A 20498-nucleotide genomic window follows, 5' to 3' on the forward strand; every position below is an offset into this window, starting at 1 on the left:
TTTTTAATAATTAAAAAAAGGCCCTACTAGAGAGCCTTTTCCATTCACATTTATGTGGTTTAAATTATGCTTTACGAACGTTAGTAGCTTGGGGTCCACGTTGACCTTGTTCTACTTCAAAAGTAACTGATTGACCTTCGTCTAAAGATTTGAAACCTTCTCCTTGGATAGCAGAGAAGTGTACGAATACGTCGTCTCCAGCTTCGCGCTCGATGAATCCAAAACCTTTTTCTGCATTAAACCATTTAACTTTACCTTGTTCCATTTGTGTATCCTCCTGCTGTGTGCTTTGCACACAAAAAATTACTACCCTTGTTCAAATCTTCCAGACAAAAAGCAGTTACGCCTTTTATTCCTTACCGACAAACAAAAATAATTCTTCCTAACTATAACAGAAGGTAATGCATAATGCAAATGCTTCCGAGGAATTTATTATTTATATTGTAAAAATTTGTAGAAAACTATAGCTTTTTTTATACTTGATGTACTAAAACCTCTAAATTAATATTTATTTCTCATGCGAGTGTCAAAAGAAAAGTTATTTTAATCTAAACTTTTGAAAAATTACAGTTTTTCTGATGTATAATATCTTTAGAATTTTTTATGAGGATGGTGAAGACACTTGCGTACATACAACGAAAAAGTAAGTATCTATCATGGGATGGTGTCGACTATCGCCGTGAACCTAGCTAGTAATTTTTTTCCTATCTTCGCCATTTCTGTTTTAGGCGCAAGTAACTATCAGGTAGGTTTGATCAACTCCCTTCCCCCGTTGATTGCATTAATAATGACCATTCCAGCGGCTATTATGTTGAATCGCTTAGAAAAACAAAAGAAAACCGTAGCGATGTCCGTTTTATGGGCTAGAATATTATTTCTACCATTAGTTGGCGTGCTTTTTATTAATTCGTCCTATCAAGCATGGACTTTTTTAATCATTGTGGCTTTAATGAATGTTCCCGGGACGATTTCAAATATCGGGTGGCAAACTCTAATTAGCGGGATGATTAAGGATGAACGCAGAGGAACGTTTTTCAGTGACCGAAATCGGCTTCTTACCGTTGTTGGGATGATCACCACTTTGATTATCGGAATCCTAATGAAGAACCAGACAGACAATTCGGTCGCCTATCAGTTATTATTTGTCCTCGCTTTTCTTTTTGGATTATTAGAAGTGTTTTTCTTAATGCGGCATAAAGAAACGGTACAGCCGAAGACAACAAACAAGCAGGAAAAGAATTCGTCAATGGATTGGAGCATTTTTAAGGACAATGGATACAAGTGGTTTTTGCTCACTGCCTTATGCTTTAACTTTTCATGGCAGATGGCTTGGGGATTATTTAACATCTATCATGTTAAATATGCGCATGCGACCATTCTTTGGATTAGTATTTTTTCCGTGGCGAATCAATTAGCACAAATCTTTACTTTTCCATTATGGAAAAAATGGGCAGAACAAAAATCGAATACGTTAATGCTCGTGTGGGTTGCAGTCGGCATGGCAGCTGCCCCATTTATGACGGTTTTGTCCACTAATCTAGTCTATTTATCATTCGTTCAGATGACCTCAGGGTTCTTTGTTTCGGGTACTACCCTGCTGTTGTTCAACCTGTTGTTAGAGAAATCTCCACAGGAAAAAAGAACGTATTGCATCACAACCTATAATGTCCTGTTATCTTTCGTGGCCTTCATAGCCCCACAAATCGGTATCTGGCTACTAGAAGTAACTGGAATCCAAAAATCCATGGATATCATATCCGTGCTAAGATTCATCAGCGCCATCATCTTCTTTCTGATGTACGTTAAATTCATGAAAAAGAGCAAAGGTTTGGTGTCAGGCACCAGCCGTGAACATATGTCTTCCTAGAGTGGACATCTCTCGATTCTAACCGGAATTTTGTTTGGATTGTTGTAAACATTAATGTAGTAGTTTCATACTTTTTTAGAAGGAGTTGTTGTTTTAAGAAAGCAGGTGGATAGATGATTAAAATTAATCAGCAAACCATTCACGCGAACGATCTCATTGATGACCTTACAACGAAAGACCATAAGGACATCTTCTCTAAAATGGAGAAAGACACGGATATTTTTCAGTACCAGTCTTTAAGTCAATTGAAATTTGAACTGTTGTTTCGAACCAAGACACTAAAGGCTGCACGTGATCTAAATAATAGTCAGGTTCAATTTACGACCTTTACCTATGCCTTTTGCAATAAAAAGTATTGGAATCGAATAAGTAATGGCGGTTTCCTCCTTAAGCCAAACGTAAGACCTTCTGTCGCCATTCTAGACGTTTTAAAAAATGGAAAGCTTTATGCCTTCGATTGCTCAACAGGAATTGCAATTGTCTTATATCTTGCGACTCTTTATACAATTGGAAGCAGAAGATTTGATTTACTCTTTAACGGGCTTTACTTGATGGATTGGAAATTTGATAACGATCTATGGCTTACTCAAAAATACGGATATGGTTTCATTCCAGGTGACATCGTCCATTTCAATAATCCTGACGTCGACCCGAAGGAATCACATTGGCGTGCAGAAAATGTAATTTTTATGGCCGATGACCAATACTACGGTCATGGCGTTGGTATTAAAAAGGCAGACACTATTATTACCTTCCTGAATAAAAAAAGAAAGCCAAACCCGCGTATCTCTGCCTATCTTATGAACCTTATTACCAGACCTGTTTTAACAAACATTTATCAACAATAATAAGACCGCTGCCAATAAAGCAGTGGTCTTTTGTATGAAAAAAATTGCTAGTTTTTTATCTGGGCCAAAATAAACGGATCTTTGATTTTCTTATCTTCCGCTAACATGAGCACTTTTGAAACAATTTCTGCGGTTTTAGGATCTTCGTCCATGAATGGCAAGAAGACTCGGCCGCGCTGCTGCGAATGGACAGGAACGATATATATAGCACCAGTTGCTTGTTTATACACATTCGCACTACCTAAATGAACGCTATATTCACCCAGACTTCCTTCAATCAGCGCAAAGTTACCCAACATTCTTACATTTTCCAATTTCATTAATCGTGCCGACTCTGCGACAATGACCTTTCTCAGATCAATCGTCGTTAAGCTCACCTCTGGGTCAACCCCGCCCACATGGGCAATACTGACAACCAAATCAATATCTCTCATTGTTTCTGAGAAAACCATCTTCGGAATGTTTTTTATTTCAAGAGGTTGATAAGTTAATCGGTCGAAAAATTCCACTGTCTCCAATGTCGGACACTCAACATCCGATGGAGAGAACCAATTTGCTAATGCATTTAGTTGCACGATAATATTTTCTTTGTAGTAGACTTTTTGGAGTCCTGCTTCATAGCTAGTCGTCCATAAGCGATTTTTTAATAAAGCAACGGTTTTCTGAGGTTGAATTTGGTGACCAGCGTATCTTCGCGTTCCTGTTCCGGCTGCTAGTTCATCCTGATTCGGTAAATAAAGTTCTCGAAATACCTGCTTGAATGGTTGCTTTACCTTCCGTGCGAATAAATCTCGCTGAAAATCACTCCAGACTCCGCTTTCAAAGAGGTGGACCGGATGAGCGATGAAAATTTCATCCCTGTCCTGAATCGAATACTTGTTATCCTGCCCGAATCCAATGAGAAACCCGGCTTCCAAGTAACCTAAATGGCTTCCCACTTTTAATACCAAAGTAGTCATCAGTGGCGCGAGCACTGGATTGCCCATCAACTTGTCTATTTCATCTAAATCAAAGTTGTTTCCTAACTCCATCGACCGTTCTAATTCCTCTTTTGCTCGTTTATATTGCTCCCTTAAATCAGCTTTATATTCTTTTAAGACAACTATATATTCGTGCTTCTTGTACTTAGCCGGGAGAGATTTAAGAATTTTTTCACCTTTTACTGCTTGTATATCTGCGCGTCCATTCGCATCAATTACTAGCTGTACGGTTAATTCATCTATCGTTTTTGGCTCAAGAAATGGCGTAATCTCTTCCATTTTCTTTGCTTCCATCGCCCACTTTAGTCTTGTCACATCCTTGAAACCTCCATTTCTCGCGAGGTTATCTAGGGCAATTGTGACGGTTTTTGCTTCGCTCGCGCGGCGTTGCGCACCAAATTTTTTACTTTCCTGTAAAAATCTTTGTAAGAATACATAGCGGTCGAGAACATCTTGATCATTTTTAACAGGGATTAAACTATAGCTTAAAACCTGATCCTTCGTTCTTTTTTCCTGAACGAGTTTTTCTGTGTTTTCGAGTCCCAATTTTCCTAAAGCTGCGTCCGCAAACAGTTGTGACCTACGATGGTTGGCACCTGCCGAGATGTATTTTGCACATTGATAGAGAATTTGAAAACGTTCTTCTCCCAATTGTTCATAACATTCTTTAAACCAACGGATATCAAACGCACCATCCTGAAAATCCTGAGGTGAAATCGGCGAATAATGAGTGACAATCGTTTCTTTTTCCTCAGAAAAGGTCTCATTGATATGAGCATGGAAATACCAGGCGGCACTCCTCAAACCATTCCAATTTAAACACTTAGATACAAGATCAAGCCATTGCGGGGCGTACATTGCTGCCTCTAATAACCTTTTTTCCGATAACTTCTTTCCATTGGAAAATTGGTTGAGTTGCTCCTCACTCTCTCCTTCTTTTGGATAACTTACTTTTAGTAAGTGAGAGAACACTTCTTTTTTCGATAATTCGCTTCCATACCCATAAATATACCCGCGCACGAACGATTCTTTATCAAGTCCTAAAAGGATTTGAACAAAGGATTCTATCCCTTCATGTCTTTCAATACCCATAGCCAGGGTAGTTACATCTGTTTGAAGATCCCCTCTTTTTAGCTCTATTTCTAAAATCCTTTGAACTACCTTTTCTTTTATCGGCTTCATGTACGGATATTTTTTTATAACATGCCCCTTGGGATTGGTTAACTCTGAGAGATAGTCTCTACTGGTCTCATTTCGACCAACCAGCTCTCGAAAAATAACCTGTTCATCGATAAGTTTAAGATCGTAAGCTTTTGCCAAATCTTCAATCGAAGGAAGAAAACGTTCAAAATTAGCGATCGTATATAACTGAAAATGGAGTTTGAAATAAACATCGAAATCCTCATCATCACTGGTAAAGTGTTCTGCCCACTCCAGCCACGGTTCGGTGAGAAAATCGAGCAGCTTGGCTTCTGTTTTGATCCTATCTTCCGGAATCGAATGCACGAGAAAATTTAATACCGAACTGATGATTTCGAAACACTGCTTCGATTTCTTACTCATAAAATAAGCATCAATTAGCACTTCTACTTGGGACCGATAATTCAAATCATCGATAAAGTGATTCATTTCGTCGATGTTTTCGATTGGCAAAATTTCTTCTAAAAATGTTTTCCTCCAGCCCTCCACCCTGGGATAATCGAAAACCTCCCATTCATCCAGCATATTGTTGTAATAGGAGTAAATCCTGTGTGAATGGAGATAGAATGCCGTCTGAATAAGTTTCGTTGTCGATAAATCATGGCTATTAAAATACTCCTGCCAAACTTTCGATAATGGGTATTGCTCTAGTGTCTGTTGTTCTTCCTCATGGTAAGGGCACCTTAATTCCTCACCAATATGCAGTGTGTCCTTTGAACCATCAAACCACTCGACTTCATATTCGACCTGACGATGTTCATGAACTAAAGCGTCTAAACCTTCGAGAAATTGTTTGCTAGTTTCAGTCAATGGCTGCAAAAGGGTTTTTAATACTAGTTTTGGGTGCTCGAGTTCGAGGTTAATTGGATGATTTGGCTCATATAATCCAAACCCATTTCTAAGGTTGTATTCCTTTGTTTGAAACAACTTGTCAATCAAAATTTGTTCTTTTGAGGTAGTTTTCATTTGAGCGATTTTATTTTTAAACCTGTTAACCAGTAGTTCACGTTCTCCCTGATCATTGATTTCGGATAAGATTTCAAATGCACCCACACGTTGCAGCTCCGCATTACTGGTTAATAAGCGATCAATCGATACAGCAAGTTCTTCCTTTGGAAGTCCTAATATTATCTGAATGGCCCCTTGTCGTAGTGCACCAGTTTTTAATTTTAAGATCGCTTCGACTTTTTCTATCTCATCTGGTAGAAGGACCATTTTTTTTATGTGTGCAAGAGCGATTTCGCGATTATTTACACTTTTATCAGCAAGACTGGAAAATAGGAATTCTCTTTGGATGTGATCCCTGTAATCTTTAATAAAAAAGGAGAGGAGATTTTCTCTTAATTCTGGACTGAACTTGTCCTTCCATTCTATTAATTGTTTTAGCCAATCCTTGTCTAAGTCATAGGCAGTCAAGAACATCATTTTTCTGGCTATTTCGTCTGTTGAGAAGGTGATCGTTAGTCCTTTGATGGCTTTGGACTCGATGGAAACCTCTCTTTTTTGCATTTGGAGGAACATGTTTTTAAACAGCTCAAATTGACGAGAACGTTCTACCTTGTTTTCTAAAAGTGGGACATGGTTAACTGAAAGTGTGCTTTCACTTTTTTCAGAGTAGTACGACCAATGGACCTCATACTCATACACATAGTTTGAGAGCAGATAATATTGGAGTTCCATATTCGTTTCATGTAAATAGGGATAAGATAACGCAAATCTCATTCCTGAATTTTGACTTTGTGTTAAAAAGAATTGCGCCATCACCTTTTGATAGGTTGCTCCATTTTCCATCAGGAAGTGGATCGCTTCTTTTACATCGTCTTCTTCATTAACAGCTGTCGCCCAGAGACTGACATAAAGAGTATTGAGATTTTCACTATGTACTCCTTGTTCGCGTAACTGTTGATCGTTTAACGAAGCAGCCACATATTCGAGTGATTGTTTAGCAACTCTGTTATTCGATGCGTGCAGGTCCAGTCCGGTCCAAACGTCAAGCGCCCGAATGACGGAACTGTATCGAATAAGGTTATTTTCGAGAATAATTTTTAACATGTATTTAGTAGCTTCTACTGTACCTTCATCCATATTTTCAACAATACTTTGACGTAATCCCTCTTGAAGACGGGCGGCTAGTAATAAATCGCCGAGCACTTTATATCGTTCGAGGCTATGACTTTTAAAAATGCCTTTGATCATCTCATTGGTAAGCAATGCACTGTTATTTTCTCCGAGAATAACTTCTCTAAGGGCTTGGATTACCTGGTTATTATTTTGATCGATTTCATAGGCAATTACGTCACTGATTTGCGGATTATAAATGGTCGATTCATAATGTGTGGTTAGGTAATCGATAATGGAAAACTCTTCAAAATCCAAGTCTACTATTTTTACGAAACTTTCGATTATTCCATTGAAGTGATATTCAAGATTTTTTGTCCGAAACGGTCGTCGGTCATAGCCCACGCTGTATGGATATTCGCACTTATGGTCAAGGATGTATTGAAAGAGAGTCCCGAAATCAGCTCCTAGTAGGGTCTGGACAATTTTCACTAGTGGTTTGAATATGTTAGGATCCTTGAAACTTTTATGTTCCACGAGGATTTTTTGAATTACTTGATAAATTGTGTCTCTTTCAAAATAGGGCGCTTTCATTAATTTTAAAAGCAGCAATGCCACTTGCTGTTCTAATCCAGTTAATTCTCTGTTTGCTTTCACTTCTAAACTGTCATAATATTGTTCCTTATTTTTCGTTTTCATACAGTTCCCCCATTACCACAAACGTCCTGCTAACATTGTCAGCTTAATAAATGTAAGTTGGTCGCCTTCTTCTATTTCCAAGGGTCCATCTAAGTCGAGAGGTTCTTGTTCATTAATAATTACTCGGTATAGACCATCTTCATATGCTTGGATAGCCGTCATCACTGCCTGTTGCCAATCGGTTGTTTGTTCATTATATTTATTTCCAAATCCCACTTTTCCGGTATGGACTTGCTGTTGGATTTCCTCGTTTGTAAGAAACCTGACCAAGTCGGGTTCTGCTATTTGCGTATTGAACTCGTGGGTATAGAATGTCACAAGTCCTATCAACAGCTCCCTAAGTGACTTCGGAATATCGGTTAAATGAATCTCCCTTCTCGTCAGATAATCCTTCCTCTTCGCCAAACTTTTCATCGTTACATAGATTTTCATCCTGGTACCTCAAAATAGATTTTAACAATATTCTACCAAACATTCCGGACGTATTCAGCATAGATCAAATAAATGTTAATAAAAAAACCGTCCACCCAGGGTGGACAGTTTCGTCATTTTGTCTTTTCATGGTGCCTGACACCAAATAGTTAAAGTGCTTTAGAAATTTACAAATGCATCTTCTGCTTTAATGTTTTCTTTTATGACTTTGTTGGCTTTTAGCCACTGGGCTGTTTTGTCCCATGTTTGTGGGTCTTGGTAGCCGAATGATTTTTCTTTTGCATCCATTAATGGAAGGAGGATTTCTAAGCTTTTTGTTTCTACATCCTTCTCTAATGGGGATGTTTTGTCTTCATGGTTCATTAATACTGAAAGACCATCTTCAGGATGTTCCTGAACGTATTTTTGACCCTTTGTCATTGCTGCCATGAACTTTTTAAACACTTCTGGCTTTTCTTTTAAACCTTTTTCACTCGCCACCATTACTAATTCATAATAATCTGGAACACCGTAGTCAGCAGGATTTAATGTACGCATTGGATGACCCTCTTTATCAAGCAATAACTTCTCATGGTTAATATAACCGCCGATTAGGGCATCGTTTTTTTTCATTGCCATGGAAGGGATGAGATCCCAGCCAACATCAACCATTTTTATTTTCTCAGCATCTCCGCCGTCAGCTTTCACCATGGTTTTTACAATTGCTTCATCCAAAGGAATCGACGGATAGCCAATTGTTTTCCCCTGCAAATCCTTAGGAGATTTAACTGGACCATCGGTAGGAACCATTAATTGGTTTAGCGGATGGCGCACAATTGCAGCAAATGATTGAACTGGAATATCCTCACCACGTGCAACAAGCACCTGTGGTTGATAGCTCATGGCCATGTCAATTTGGTTAGCTGCTACTAGTTTAAGTGGATCATTCGTATCTGCAGGCATTTGAATATCCACATCTAGTCCTTGGTCTTTAAAGTAACCCTTCTCCTCAGCTACAAACAGAAATGAGTGCACGGCATTTGGATACCAGTCTAGCATTAAGCTTACTTTTTGAAGCTTTCCTTTTTCATTAGAAGTTTTTTCCGTGCTTTCTTTCCCGCAAGCACTTAATAAAAGTAACATCAGAGTTGCGATAATCAATAAACTTTTTTTCATCAGTAGATTCTTCCTCTCTAGTTGAAACGATTTTTATTTTTCAATACCTGTTTTTCCAATAAACCAACTAATAAAAATAACACGATTCCCAGCATAGAAAGCAGGAATATCGATGCAAACACGGCATCTGCCTTTAAGTTCCCAGACATTCTTCGACTGAAATATCCTAAACCTTCACTTGCCCCCAGCCATTCTCCAATTGTCGCGCCGACCACACAATAAACCACAGACATCTTCAATCCTGAAAAAATCGCTGGCAACGCCATTGGTATCTGGATTTTTTTAAAGATTGTCCAGCGATTGGCGCCCATCGTTAACAGTAATTCACGATATTCGTGACCACCCGTTTTCAGCCCATCATACGTACTAACGACGATGGGAAAAAATGCGGTTAAAATGGTCACGGCAATTTTGCTCCAAATCGAATAGCCAAACCACATAATAAAAATCGGTGAAATGGCAATTAACGGCACCGTTTGTGAGATGACAAGAAAAGGATAAAGGACTTTTTCAATTGATCGAGAAAAATGCATAGCCACTCCCAGTATTAACCCACCAATCACGGATAGACAAAAACCAATCAACACTTCCTTTAAGGTTGCTGGTAAATGCTCTTCAAACAATAGCTGCTTGTTTTCTAGCAATGCCCCCCAAACCGCTGAAGGAGCTGGCAAAATAAACGAAGGAATTATTCCCTGCCTGACGATCCATTCCCATCCACTGACAAGAAGAATGACGACTAGCAGAAATAAACCGTACTCTTCTGTCCATTTTTTCAACCTAGCTTTCATTATGAATCAGCCACTCCAGTTCTTTTCTCATCGTAATAAACTCTGATTGATAGATTAGCTGTGAACTTCTTGGTCTCGGCAGGGTAACCTTCATTTCATTGATTCCTGTGTCTTGGAGCAAGTAAATTCTGTCGCTTAACAGGATCGCTTCCTCAAGATCATGCGTGATGAACAAAACCGTCTTTTTTAATTCCCCCCACAAATCTAGTAACCAGCTATGCATGTTCCGTTTTGTAAGGGAATCAAGAGCGCCAAAGGGCTCATCTAATAATAGTAGATCCCTCCCGGTCATCAGGGTTCTTAAAAAGGCGACGCGTTGTTTCATTCCTCCCGAAAGCTCATTCGGATAGGCTTTTTCATATTCTGCCAATCCAAACCGTGATAACCATTCTCGTATTTCAGGAATTCTCGCTTGCTTATGTTCCTTCGTTACTTCTAAAGGCAGTAACACGTTTTCTAAAACGGTTCTCCATGGTAAAAGCAGATCCTTTTGCGGCATGTAACCGATACTGCCTAATCGCTTACCCGTCTTTTGACCTTCAACAATAATGTCTCCTTGATCAGGTTCAAGTAAACCAGTAATCAATTTAAAAAGAGTGCTCTTTCCAGATCCGCTTGCACCAATCACTGAGACAAATTCTCCTGACTTCACATCTAGAGAAAGTTGTTTGAAAATAGGCTTAGATTTTCCTTCATTTTTAAAAGAATAAGATAGGTCTTTTATAGATAACATCTGCGAGTTAGACAGGCCACTCGCCTCCCTGGTAGACCATATCCCAGAACATATATTCAAACCTAGATGTTGTCAGAAAATGTTCTTCCAAGATCGCTAGCTCCCGCTCTGGTTTCCCATCTGCCAACTTATCGAGTAAATCGATCAGCCAGGTTGCTAATGCACCAAATTCATTAGAAGAGTACATTTTCACCCATTCCCCGTAAAGATGATGTTCACTAGCATTAGGATAGGTATCTGCTAGCAGCTTGCTAATCTCCCAATAGCTCCACATACACGGCAAGAGAGCAGAGACTAGCTCCGCAAGCGTTCCATTCTGAGCAACATTCAACATATACCGTGTATATGCTAAGTTGATCGGGGTTGGTTTAGTTTCTTCGAGCTGTTGATGGGTAATCCCAAACCTTTCAGCATATTGACGATGCAGGTCCATTTCTCCGTGCAATGTCTCATCCAAAAGCTTCGCAAATGCGGCCATCGTCTCCAAGTCGCTTGCTTTAACCGCTCCTATAGCAAAGAGCTTGGAGTAATCAATTAAAAACACATAGTCCTGTTTCATATAGCGGATAAATGATTCGACCGGCAGGTCTCCTATGCCCATCCCGATAACAAATGGATGTTGATGGGTTTTCTCCCAAATATCACTTACTTTTTCAAAAAGTCTTTGGGTAAATCTCATGTCACTACTGCTCCTTCCTCGTGTTGCACCATTCAGCGATAAATACTGCTAAAACTTTTGTAAAGTCTAATATTTGACTGACTTCCACTTTCTCATTCACAGCATGGGCATCTTCCAATTTCCCTGGTCCAAAAATGGCTGTTGGAATACCCGCTCTTCCCAGCCAGCCGGCATCTGTAACGGTCGTGGACATCCCCACTGTTGGCTTGTACGTTAACAATTTTTCAAAGGAGTTGGCTAAAGTCTTCGTTCCAGGATGTTCAGAGTCAATTTCCAATGAAGGGAAAATTTCACCACGGTCGACAATCATGGATTTACCACCCCAAACAAATTGCGGTTGATTCTCACGAAGCCATGGGTCTGCTGCTGCAACTGCCCCAATATGCTCTTCAATTTCCCTGATGACCTCTTCATACTCTTCATCTGGATAAAAATGAACGGTAACCCATAGTGCACAGCGATCAGCCACGAATGCTGCATGCCGCCCTCCCTCAATTACCGCAGGATTAATCGTATTTGTGCCGGGAGGAAATCCTTCATAGCTCTTCGTAATCGCCCAGTGCCGCTCTAAGTCTTGAAGCCCAGAAATAATTTTCATCATTTTCTCAATCGCGCTGGCCCCTTGAACACCACCACCTGCATGGATCATTTTCCGCCGGATGCCATCATGATAAGTTTCAGGACTTTGAATGGTTATCCATCCGGTTATGACCCCGCCTTGTCCTTGGATATGTAAATCACTGGTATCAACCACTACCGCATAGTCAGCAGTATAACCTCTTTCCGTACATGCAAGTGTTCCGGCTTCCCCAACCTCTTCGCCAATAACCGATTGAAATTGGAGATCGCCTTGAAGCGTGATACCTAGTTCTTTTAAAATCTTAATCGCGAGGAGTGAAGCGGCGATACCCCCCTTCATATCAGCAACACCACGCCCATAAATATAACCATCCTTAAAATAGGCTGAAAATGGAGACTCTGTCCACGATGAATGATCGCCCACTTCGGCCACATCCACATGACCATTTACGATTAAACTATTAAAATCCTGTGGAGATTCTCCTGGTAAAACACCAACGACATTTGGATCTCCAGGATAGACATCCCACTTATCGGTATGAAATCCCAAGTCTTCTAAATATCTTTGGATAAAATCCTGAACCTCGTTTGTATTCCTTGCCGGAGGACTTACTGTTGGGAATGCTATCAGCGCGGTCAACAATTCCATTAATTCCGCTTCTCTCGCTTCAACTTCTTGTGAGATTTTATCATGCTGATCCTCTTTCATTTGTTCACACCCTTACTATCCCAAGTTTAATTCCTGATCGTTGTATCATTTTCAGTGACAATCAATACTTTTTTCTTTGAAAAAACGGTTAAAAGAATGAAGCCAAGAAGCGCTCCTGCAAACGAGCTAAAAATAAATAAAGGAATAAATCCAAACATGGTCGCTTTTTGGCCAAGTATAAGTGTTGCGATTGGATAGGAAAGGAGTGCACCAAGGATTCCTGTCCCGATTACTTCTCCGATAAACGCAAGATATAGTTTTCTAGTTTTCCAGAATAATAGCGAGGCAAGCAATGCTCCGACCATACTGCCCGGAAAAGCAAAAAGCGAACCTGTTCCCATCAGATTTCTTAACAGGGAAACTCCGAAGGCCTGGGCAACCGCATAGTATGGTCCCAACAAAACAGCTGATAAGACGTTCATAAAATGCTGGATCGGAAAGACCTTTGTAAATCCAATCGGAATATAAAATAGGTTGCTTGAAATGGTCCCAATCGCAATCATCATCGCTGTTAACGTTAGTTTATGGGTTTTTTTCACGATTCCACCGCTCCTTTAAAAATGACGCTATTTCTTAAAGCTTTCGCTGCTTCTAGCGGTGATTCTGCCTGGCTTATTGCTGTAATCACAGAAACCCCATCTGCACCTGCATCTATAATAGATCGAGCATTTTCAATCGTAATCCCGCCGATTCCGACGATCGGCATCTCACAGCCATCTTTTCGTAGTTCTTCAATCAGGGTCGTTCCGCGAGAAGGCTTGGCGTCTGCCTTTGTATTTGTTGGAAAAACAGGTCCAATCCCGAAATAACTTGCTCCATCTCGGACCGCCGCCATGGCTTCTTCCGGTGAATGGACGGAGACCCCAAGGATTTTGTTCGCTCCGATTCTCTCCCGTACCGTTTGTACCGATTCATCTTCTTGCCCGATATGAACACCATCCGCATCAATGGCGATAGCCAACTCGATATCATCATTCACAAGGAAAGGAATTTGATGGTTTCTGCAAATGGACTGGAGTTCTTTAGCCAATGCATATTTTTCAGCACCCGTTAAGGCACCCTCCCCTTTTTCGCGAAATTGAAAAAGAGTAATCCCACCCGAAATTGCCTCTTTTAATACCTCAGCAGGTGCCTTTAAACAGTTGGCGCTGCCCATAATAAAATAAACACGTAAAGCCGCGCGTAAATCAATCATTACCGCTCCATCTCCTTACCACGTTTTCTGTTTCCATACGCCCAATGGTTGGTTGGACCATGTCCTTGACCAATCTCCAATTGATCCTCAATGGCTGCCTGAATAAAATCCTTCGCTTTACAAACTGCTTCATAAACAGATAATCCTTTTGCCAGTTCAGCGGTTAGCACGGCGGAAAAAGTACAACCTGTTCCATGAGTATTCTTTGTCTGGATTCGTGGACTTGTAAAGGTGTAGAATTCCTTCCCATCAAACAACAAATCTGTTGAAACGGACTCGTCTTCATCATGACCGCCTTTGATGACGACATTCTTTACCCCATACTCATTCAGTCTTTTAGCAGCTTCTTTTTTATCTTCATTGGTTTGAATTACCAGACCGGTAAGCACTTCTGCCTCCGGAATATTTGGTGTAATCACCTTGGAACGTGGCAATAAGTATGTTTTCATGGCAGAAATAGCTTCCATTTGCAACAAGGAAGCACCACCTTTGGCAATCATAACAGGATCGACTACCACATTCTCCCATTCAAAAATTCTTACTTGGGCTGCGACAGCCTCGATGATTTTTGCATTGAACAACATTCCTGTTTTCACTGCATCCGCACCCATATCCGTGCCAATCGCTTCGATCTGCTTAACAACTGCCTCAGCTGACATTGGATAGACAGCATGAACCCCTAATGTATTTTGTGCAGTTACTGCGGTTAAGGCCGACATCCCAAAAACTTCTAATTCCTGAAACGTCTTTATGTCGGCTTGAATTCCAGCACCGCCGCCGCTATCGGAACCTGCGATCGTTAATGCTTTTTTCATTTAAAGTACCCCCTCTTATCGATCCACCTTTTTAAAAGAAGCATGTATATTTATGTCTTCTGTCGAAACCTTAGACAATTGGTTTAAAAATTCGATTTGGAAACTTCCCGGTCCCTGTTCAGCTGTTTGAGCCGCAGCCTTTTCAGCCGCAACCCCATAGGATGTTAATGCCGCTACCGAAGCTTGAAGCAAATCACTTTCTACTCCTGCAAAGGCACCAATCACAGATGTTAGCAGGCAACCCATTCCAGTCACCTTTGTCATGATTGGGTGGCCATTGCTAACCAGATAGGTGGTTTCGCCATCCGTTACAACATCCTCTTTTCCCGTGATGATGACGACGCAATTTAATGTTTGTGCTGCTTTTACTGCAAGGGAAATGATATCACCATTTGCTGATGCACCTGCATCGACGCCCTTAATTTCCCATTTCTCGCCTAATACATTAGCAACTTCAGCTGAGTTTCCCCGAATCACTGAAACGTTCACCTCGTTCATGATTCTTTGTGCTGTTTCAGTTCGGTAACGGGTAGCCCCAGCACCCACCGGATCTAAAATAACGGGAACGCTGGATTCATTGGCTGCTTTTCCGGCAATGATCATCGAATCTACTGTTTGCGGGTTTAACGTACCAATATTCAAAACTAATGCACTAGCTATTTTTGCCATATCTGCAACTTCCTCGGCAGCATAGGCCATAACAGGCGAGGCACCCAAAGCAAGCAAACCATTTGCGGTAAAATTCGTTACCACAACATTGGTGATATTATGAACAAGCGGATTGACCTTCCTTACTTTTTCCAACGTTTCATGCAAACCGATAATTTCCATTTCAATCTCTCCATTTCTATTAATACATAAAAAAAACCAGATCCATAAACGGACCTGGTTAGTTAGTCAGAGAAAAAATAATACCTTCACATGGCTACTTTCCTACGCTGGGATTACCCAGATCAGGTCCGAAGGGTTAAAAACTTGATCGTTTTCTCTCAGCCTGATTACAGGGCACCCCTAGTAGATCTAATACTTTATTAAATTAAGTAAGTAAATAATAACGCTATGGAACTATAATGTAAAGAAAATAGTTTTAATAGATATTAAGTTAACATAATATTATTATTGTTTACTTTTATAAGGGATCGTAACAATAAATGTTGCCCCTTTTTCTTTTTGAGAATGTATTTCTAACTGTCCTGATAATTTTTCCAGGCTTTGCTGTACTAAAAATAATCCAATCCCCCGATTTTCACCCTTGGTAGAATACCCTTTCACACATAAGCTATTGATGATATCCTCATCAATCCCTTGTCCTGTATCATGAACCTCCAACACGAGGATTTCATCAAAATAATCCAATCTTAAGGTCACTTTTTTAATCGGATAGTCTGCAACTGCATCCAGTGCATTATCGATTAAATTCCCAAGGATCGTGACCACCTCGTGAGTGGTTCCACGCTGGATTGGTTCGGGTAAAGATCCTTCCCCTTCAATGATAAATTCACAGCCTTTTTCCCTTGCAAAGCTAAGCTTTCCTAAAATAAAACCTGCTAACACGGGGTCTTTAAAACGACTGACAACAAATTCTACCTCTGATTGTTGGTGGTCAACTATTTTAGAAATGTATGACGAGACCGTTTGATAGTCCTTCATATGGATTAAACCTGAAATGACATGTAGTTTGTTCATGAATTCATGTGACTGGGTACGCAGTGCCTCTGCATATAACTTTACACCGGTTAATTGTTCAGCCAATTCTTTGATTTCGGTTTTTTCCCGGAAAGTAGCAATCGCACCGACAATCTTCCCTTTCACAATCACAGGGACTCGATTGGTTACAATGGTAATATGATTAATCTCTTGTTCCTGATATAACTGTGATTCCCCCGCTTCTAGGACGGTAGAAAGTTTGGAATTTGGCATGTAATCGTCCACTTTTTTTCCTAAAAAGGGTCCGTCGATTCCCGCAATTTGAAGAAGTCTAACCCCTTCATTATTAACGAGTGTGGTTACCCCATCTTGGTCAACCGCCAAGATCCCTTCCTTAGTCGATTGCAGCATCGCACTTCGTTCTTCCAACAGTTTTGCTATTTCACTTGGCTCAAGACCAAAAAGAATGGCTTTGATTTTTCTTGCCAGAAACAGAGCTCCTAAAACCCCAACTAAAATACCAACACCGACTCCGATCAAAATAATCCTTCTGCTTTGTTCGATTGCCTGATTGACTTTTTCTAAAGAGATCCCCACGGCTACGGCCCCTATTTGTTTATTCTTTTCATCAAAAACAGGGACAAACGAGCGTAAAGATATTCCTAATGTTCCTTTTGCCGTCGAAATATGCTCTTTCCCTTTTAAAACAGGACCTTCATCTCCGCCGACAAAATGGAGACCGAGGAGATTACGATTCGGATGTGATTTTCTTATTCCATACATGTCCATAACGACGATAAATTCAACATGTGTGGTCCGTTGGATATCATTGGTAAATGTTTGGATATCCTTTTCTGCTTTTTTATTTATTAACCCTGTTTTTACAATTGGGGATTGTGCAACGATCTTCGCAATATTCGTGGCTTTCTCAGTCTGGCTTTTCTTTGTTTCATGTGAGATTCTGTTGGTGATTAATGTTTCGGTAACGAACAATGCCATTATGACCACGATACAAACTAGCAGAGTAATCGTCGTTTGTAAACGGAGTTTTGGTTTTCCAATCCTGATTTTCCAGCCCATCCTGCTCCCCCCTACTTACAAACAATCGAGTTATTCACACTCCATAACGGTTAATTGGTCTCCCGACACCGCCATAATGAATGTGTATCTTCACTTTTCCTTCTTTTTCTAAATAATCAAGATATCTTCGTGCAGTTACCCGGGCCATTCCAATGCCTTCTGCTACTTCTTCCGCAGAAACAGGTTCTTTCTCTTGCGAAAGAAAGTTTGTAATTTTTGTTAAGGTGTTCATATTTAATCCCTTTGGGAGACTGTCTTTTTCGGCTTCTTTTTTGTGATCAATATATAAGATCTGATCAAGCTCCTCTTGTAAAAGAGCTTTCTTTTCTCCCAACTTCAGACGATAGTTTTTATAGTTATCTAGTGACTTTTTTATACGATTGAAGGTAAATGGCTTCATGATGTAATCAAAGGCACCTTGTTGAAGAACTCCATGGATGGTTTCAATATCGCTGGCAGCTGTTATCGCAATCACATCAACAGAAATGGCCGCTGAACGAAGTTCTCTAAGCATCTCCAATCCACCCATATATGGCATATAAATGTCGATAATGGCAAGGTTTGGTCGGAGCTCTTTGACTAATCGCATACCCTCCACCCCATTGGCAGCGACTCCGATAATCGTAAACCCTTCAATCCTATCAATAAATTGGCGGTGGACCTCCCGAACCATCGGATCATCTTCTATTAATAATACTTTTAACGGAAACATCCCCTGCTCCCCCTTAGAGTACTCACTTTTATATTAATATCATGGCCTATTTTATCAAAATAGTAAATTAATAGTTTACTTATTTAGAGTTGCTTTATTATGGTATTTTCTATAACAAAAGGAACAATAAGACCAATATGACCAAAACCTTACTGTTATCTGAATTTTCATTTATTATGTAAATGGGTGGGAAGAAAGCGTTAACAAGTCTAACAAAGGGGTGTACGGGATCATGAAAATTAATTTTAAAAATTTGACCGTCCAAGTATTACTAGGGATTGCACTTGGGATAGTCATCGGATTTCTTTTTCCGAAATTCGGTACGGAATTAAAGATTTTGGCGGATATCTTTATCAAGTTAATTAAGATGGTTATTGCTCCAATTGTATTTTTTACGATTGTCATTGGTATTGGCAACATGGGGGATTTAAAAAAGGTTGGGAGAATTGGTGGGAAAGCTCTCCTCTATTTTGAAATTGTTACCACTTTTGCTTTGGCAATTGGATTACTACTCGTTAATATCATCAAACCAGGGTCTGGGTTTAATACTAAATCCGTACAAGGTGGAGATATTTCACAATTTACCGAGCAGGCAAAAGAATCCAGTCATGGATTTATAGAATTTATTTTAGGCATTATTCCCGATAATTTTGTAGGGGCCATGGCGAAGGGTGACCTTCTCCCGATCTTATTCTTTGCTGTCCTATTTGGGATTGCCCTTGCTTCAATGGGAGAAAAAGGGAAACCGGTCGTTGTCTTATTTGAGAAATTTACGGATGTATTCTTTAGAATAGTTAATATCGTAATGAAGTTTTCGCCGATTGCTGCATCAGGTGCCATGGCCTACACGATTGGAAATTTTGGTCTTGGTTCATTGGTATCGCTTGGAAAATTGATGGGAAGCGTTTATGCAACGATGTTTCTTTTCATCGTATTTGTTCTAGGGGGAATCGCAAAGCTTTATGGATTTAATATTTTGAAATTCATTGCTTATATCAAGGAAGAAATTCTCTTGGTGTTAGGTACTTCATCCTCTGAATCTGCTTTACCTCGAATGATGGAAAGACTTGAGAAATACGGATGTTCTAAATCGGTGGTTGGTCTTGTGGTTCCAACCGGATATTCGTTTAACTTGGATGGGACCGCGATTTACCTTTCGATGGCTGCGATCTTTATCGCTCAAGCTTACAATGTAGATATAACAATTTGGCATCAAATCACATTGTTAGGAATATTAATGCTGACATCAAAAGGTGCAGCTGGTGTAACGGGTTCAGGATTTATTACCCTAGCCGCTACGCTTTCGGCTTTCTCTGTCATTCCGGTCGAAGGGATTGCACTATTACTTGGTGTCGATCGATTTATGTCTGAAGCACGTGCAATTACAAATTTAATCGGAAATGGTGTAGCAACCGTGGTTGTTTCCAAGATGGAAAACGAATTCCATCCTTCCGCTGAGATCCAAAATGCAAATACAGATAAATCAATTAGTGCATAATTCTATTCAAATAATGGCTTGGAGGATTTTCCTCCAAGCCATTTTACTATTTTAGCAAGCTAATATTTTTCCAACCAAATTGCTGTTAAAATCAAGCTTACTTAACTTTTTGCTAATTCCATTAATTCTTTCAGTTCATTGGTAAATCCTTTGACCGCTCGGTTTTCAACCACTGTCACTGGAACCCCAAGAAAGCCGTATTTCTCTACTTCCATTTGGTATTCTGGGTTTACTGATAAATCTCTTGTTTCGAAAGAAATTCCTTCCTCGCTAAGAACTTTTTTAACCATCGTGCATTCGATGCAGTCTTTGGTAGTATAGACGATTACCCGCTTGTTCATTGTTCCTATTCCCCTTTCCTACCTAACTTATTATTAAAGTATATCTCGAAATGAAGTTTATTTCATATCTCACGATTCTCGTTGTATAAAAAAGTCTTTTGATCTGGGAAATAGAGGCGACATTTTTTCTGAAAAAAGTATCGATAATTGTCTAATCATGCGGTTTCCCGAGGAATAATCGGGGTGTATTTCCCCAAATTTAATTTCCTATGTAAACCCTTACAACATAAAATACTGACTATTCTGTTAATAGTTATCTATGTATAGTCTCCCTGTTTTATTTCCACAATTGACTTCCGGATGAAATAATATTATTGCATTAGAAGGTAATTTTCTAACACGTTTTAGATATGCCGTATGCCGTCATATTTTGGCCGAATCTAAAATATTATAGCTGATTTCTCATACAAAGTGATGGAGATATTTCTAAGTGTTTTAAATTTCCTTGCATAAGGACAAGTTAATAATACCATTTGAGAA

18 protein-coding genes and 1 riboswitch are annotated in these 20498 nt (G+C 39.8%); of the genes, 3 read left to right on the forward strand and 15 right to left on the reverse strand.

Annotated features, from left to right (window positions below; genetic code table 11):
• Positions 1–64: 64 nt before the first annotated feature.
• Positions 65–265 (reverse strand): cold-shock protein, encoded by a 201-nt coding sequence (locus ACJ004_RS11630; protein WP_026567057.1) that lies wholly within the window; start codon positions 263–265, stop codon positions 65–67.
• A 357-nt stretch (positions 266–622) separates the two neighbouring features.
• Here ACJ004_RS11630 and ACJ004_RS11635 point away from each other — a divergent pair, with 357 nt between their 5' ends.
• On the forward strand, positions 623–1867 hold the full coding sequence (locus ACJ004_RS11635) for an MFS transporter (RefSeq protein WP_410893134.1): 1245 nt from the start codon (positions 623–625) through the stop codon (positions 1865–1867).
• 113 nt (positions 1868–1980) lie between these two features.
• Positions 1981–2715: a protein-glutamine gamma-glutamyltransferase gene (locus ACJ004_RS11640; protein ID WP_410893136.1), complete on the forward strand. Its 735-nt coding sequence runs from the start codon at positions 1981–1983 to the stop codon at positions 2713–2715.
• A gap of 47 nt (positions 2716–2762) precedes the next feature.
• Here ACJ004_RS11640 and ACJ004_RS11645 read toward each other — a convergent pair whose 3' ends face one another.
• The 13 genes from ACJ004_RS11645 to ACJ004_RS11705 form a co-directional block, all read right to left on the reverse strand.
• Positions 2763–7652 (reverse strand): DUF4132 domain-containing protein, encoded by a 4890-nt coding sequence (locus ACJ004_RS11645; protein WP_410893137.1) that lies wholly within the window; start codon positions 7650–7652, stop codon positions 2763–2765.
• A gap of 12 nt (positions 7653–7664) precedes the next feature.
• Positions 7665–8084, reverse strand: a complete 420-nt coding sequence (locus ACJ004_RS11650) for a hypothetical protein (RefSeq protein ID WP_410893139.1) — start codon at positions 8082–8084, stop codon at positions 7665–7667.
• Between the two features lie 159 nt (positions 8085–8243).
• Entirely contained in the window at positions 8244–9239 is a 996-nt protein-coding gene (locus ACJ004_RS11655) for an ABC transporter substrate-binding protein (protein ID WP_410893140.1), read from the reverse strand.
• A 17-nt stretch (positions 9240–9256) separates the two neighbouring features.
• A complete protein-coding gene (locus ACJ004_RS11660) occupies positions 9257–10030 on the reverse strand; it encodes an ABC transporter permease (protein ID WP_410893141.1) in 774 nt (257 codons plus the stop codon).
• On the reverse strand, positions 10020–10763 hold the full coding sequence (locus tag ACJ004_RS11665) for an ABC transporter ATP-binding protein (protein WP_410893142.1): 744 nt from the start codon (positions 10761–10763) through the stop codon (positions 10020–10022). Before ACJ004_RS11665 ends, ACJ004_RS11660 begins: the two co-directional genes overlap by 11 nt.
• 7 nt (positions 10764–10770) lie before the next feature.
• Positions 10771–11442: a thiaminase II gene (gene tenA, locus ACJ004_RS11670; protein WP_410893143.1), complete on the reverse strand. Its 672-nt coding sequence runs from the start codon at positions 11440–11442 to the stop codon at positions 10771–10773.
• Between the two features lie 4 nt (positions 11443–11446).
• Positions 11447–12730, reverse strand: a complete 1284-nt coding sequence (locus tag ACJ004_RS11675; protein WP_410893144.1) for an acetylornithine deacetylase — start codon at positions 12728–12730, stop codon at positions 11447–11449.
• A gap of 26 nt (positions 12731–12756) precedes the next feature.
• On the reverse strand, positions 12757–13269 hold the full coding sequence (thiW, locus tag ACJ004_RS11680) for an energy coupling factor transporter S component ThiW (protein ID WP_410893145.1): 513 nt from the start codon (positions 13267–13269) through the stop codon (positions 12757–12759).
• Positions 13266–13925 (reverse strand): thiamine phosphate synthase, encoded by a 660-nt coding sequence (gene thiE / locus ACJ004_RS11685; RefSeq protein ID WP_410893146.1) that lies wholly within the window; start codon positions 13923–13925, stop codon positions 13266–13268. The genes thiW and thiE overlap by 4 nt, the downstream gene beginning before the upstream one ends.
• Complete coding sequence (gene thiD, locus ACJ004_RS11690) at positions 13925–14740, reverse strand: bifunctional hydroxymethylpyrimidine kinase/phosphomethylpyrimidine kinase (protein ID WP_410893147.1); 816 nt, start codon at positions 14738–14740, stop codon at positions 13925–13927. Before thiD ends, thiE begins: the two co-directional genes overlap by 1 nt.
• A 15-nt stretch (positions 14741–14755) precedes the next feature.
• Positions 14756–15571 carry a hydroxyethylthiazole kinase gene (gene thiM, locus ACJ004_RS11695; protein WP_410893148.1) on the reverse strand — a complete coding sequence of 272 codons (816 nt, stop codon included), beginning with the start codon at positions 15569–15571 and terminating at the stop codon, positions 14756–14758.
• 82 nt (positions 15572–15653) lie between these two features.
• Positions 15654–15763, reverse strand: a riboswitch (TPP riboswitch).
• Positions 15764–15856: 93 nt separating this feature from the next.
• Positions 15857–17467, reverse strand: a complete 1611-nt coding sequence (gene dcuS / locus ACJ004_RS11700; RefSeq protein ID WP_410893149.1) for a DcuS/MalK family sensor histidine kinase — start codon at positions 17465–17467, stop codon at positions 15857–15859.
• Positions 17468–17501: 34 nt separating this feature from the next.
• A complete protein-coding gene (locus tag ACJ004_RS11705; protein ID WP_410893150.1) occupies positions 17502–18179 on the reverse strand; it encodes a response regulator in 678 nt (225 codons plus the stop codon).
• A gap of 232 nt (positions 18180–18411) precedes the next feature.
• Here ACJ004_RS11705 and ACJ004_RS11710 point away from each other — a divergent pair, with 232 nt between their 5' ends.
• Entirely contained in the window at positions 18412–19677 is a 1266-nt protein-coding gene (locus tag ACJ004_RS11710; RefSeq protein ID WP_410893151.1) for a dicarboxylate/amino acid:cation symporter, read from the forward strand.
• A 101-nt stretch (positions 19678–19778) separates the two neighbouring features.
• On the opposite strand, the gene ACJ004_RS11715 is transcribed toward ACJ004_RS11710, so the two are convergent.
• A complete protein-coding gene (locus ACJ004_RS11715) occupies positions 19779–20018 on the reverse strand; it encodes a glutaredoxin family protein (RefSeq protein WP_410893152.1) in 240 nt (79 codons plus the stop codon).
• Positions 20019–20498: the final 480 nt, after the last annotated feature.

This window comes from Neobacillus sp. 204 (genome assembly GCF_046562815.1).
In the GTDB taxonomy this organism is placed as follows: domain Bacteria; phylum Bacillota; class Bacilli; order Bacillales; family Cytobacillaceae; genus Neobacillus.

Bases quoted from the DNA above. Each gene is read 5' to 3' on its own strand.
- ACJ004_RS11640 (WP_410893136.1), top strand. From the start codon at position 1,981: ATGATTAAAATTAATCAGCAAACCATTCACGCGAACGATCTCATTGAT.
- thiD (WP_410893147.1), bottom strand. From the start codon at position 14,740: ATGAAAAAAGCATTAACGATCGCAGGTTCCGATAGCGGCGGCGGTGCT.
- ACJ004_RS11645 (WP_410893137.1), bottom strand. From the start codon at position 7,652: ATGAAAACGAAAAATAAGGAACAATATTATGACAGTTTAGAAGTGAAA.
- thiE (WP_410893146.1), bottom strand. From the start codon at position 13,925: ATGATTGATTTACGCGCGGCTTTACGTGTTTATTTTATTATGGGCAGC.
- ACJ004_RS11705 (WP_410893150.1), bottom strand. From the start codon at position 18,179: ATGTTTCCGTTAAAAGTATTATTAATAGAAGATGATCCGATGGTTCGG.
- ACJ004_RS11675 (WP_410893144.1), bottom strand. From the start codon at position 12,730: ATGAAAGAGGATCAGCATGATAAAATCTCACAAGAAGTTGAAGCGAGA.
- dcuS (WP_410893149.1), bottom strand. From the start codon at position 17,467: ATGGGCTGGAAAATCAGGATTGGAAAACCAAAACTCCGTTTACAAACG.
- ACJ004_RS11715 (WP_410893152.1), bottom strand. From the start codon at position 20,018: ATGAACAAGCGGGTAATCGTCTATACTACCAAAGACTGCATCGAATGC.
- ACJ004_RS11665 (WP_410893142.1), bottom strand. From the start codon at position 10,763: ATGTTATCTATAAAAGACCTATCTTATTCTTTTAAAAATGAAGGAAAA.
- ACJ004_RS11650 (WP_410893139.1), bottom strand. From the start codon at position 8,084: ATGAAAATCTATGTAACGATGAAAAGTTTGGCGAAGAGGAAGGATTAT.
- ACJ004_RS11660 (WP_410893141.1), bottom strand. From the start codon at position 10,030: ATGAAAGCTAGGTTGAAAAAATGGACAGAAGAGTACGGTTTATTTCTG.
- ACJ004_RS11630 (WP_026567057.1), bottom strand. From the start codon at position 265: ATGGAACAAGGTAAAGTTAAATGGTTTAATGCAGAAAAAGGTTTTGGA.
- ACJ004_RS11710 (WP_410893151.1), top strand. From the start codon at position 18,412: ATGAAAATTAATTTTAAAAATTTGACCGTCCAAGTATTACTAGGGATT.
- ACJ004_RS11655 (WP_410893140.1), bottom strand. From the start codon at position 9,239: ATGAAAAAAAGTTTATTGATTATCGCAACTCTGATGTTACTTTTATTA.
- thiM (WP_410893148.1), bottom strand. From the start codon at position 15,571: ATGGAAATTATCGGTTTGCATGAAACGTTGGAAAAAGTAAGGAAGGTC.
- tenA (WP_410893143.1), bottom strand. From the start codon at position 11,442: ATGAGATTTACCCAAAGACTTTTTGAAAAAGTAAGTGATATTTGGGAG.